At 31.2% G+C, this 724-nt stretch carries 1 protein-coding gene; it reads right to left on the bottom strand.

The window, feature by feature from the left end; genetic code table 11:
* Positions 1 to 75: 75 nt before the first annotated feature.
* Entirely contained in the window at positions 76 to 654 is a 579-nt protein-coding gene (locus tag AC4AGG_RS16670; protein WP_489773147.1) for a Crp/Fnr family transcriptional regulator, read from the bottom strand.
* Between the last annotated feature and the right edge of the window lie 70 nt (positions 655 to 724).

The following is a 724-nucleotide window of genomic DNA, read 5'->3' as shown; positions in this document are numbered from 1 at the left end:
TAATATCTTTTAGATGCCTAATTCAATTAAATTAAATAGAACATTGAGCCTATAAAAAAGAGAATAAAGTTCAATCTAAAATTTTACATTTTTTCTTATTCTACTCAAACTATTGGGATGTACACCAATGAAATCTGCCAAATACTTAATCGGAACCCTTCTAACAGTTTCTGGATGCTCATTGATAAGCTGCAAATATTTTTCCTCTGCCGATATATTAACATTACCTCTAACATCCGCTGCAATTGAATGAGATTCATGAATTAAGATTCGCCCAAGCCTTTCGAAACTATGGTACTTATCAAAAAGTGAAAATAGCTTATCTCTATGTAATCGAAACATTACAACCCTTTCCATTGATGTAACCGACATTGTAGATGGAGCCTTCGAAAAGAATGATTGCGAACTACTAAAGAAATTATTTTCAAACAAAAAATAAGCATTGGTTTCTTCACCCATCGAATTTATACAATGAAACCGGACACTTCCTGAAACAATAAAATAGACATATTCTGCGATTTTCCCTTCCTTTAGAATGACCTTATTTTTTGGATATTCTACCTCTTCTAAGTGCGAAATCAATTCAAGTTGTTCCTCCTCTCCAAGTTGAACTTTTTGCAAGAGTAATTCTCGCAGTTTCTCAGATTTTTCCATTAATAGATTCGTGTTTTTTTCAAAAAATCTTTATTCTGATGCTCAAATATAATACTTTTATTAAAAAGAA

The organism is Chryseobacterium sp. CG10_8 (assembly GCF_058117085.1).
The sequence above is the reverse complement of the archived record's forward strand: the minus strand, read 5'-3'. Positions and strand labels throughout refer to the sequence as shown.

Coding starts and splice junctions, on each gene's coding strand:
- AC4AGG_RS16670 (WP_489773147.1), bottom strand. CDS start 654: ATGGAAAAATCTGAGAAACTGCGAGAATTACTCTTGCAAAAAGTTCAA.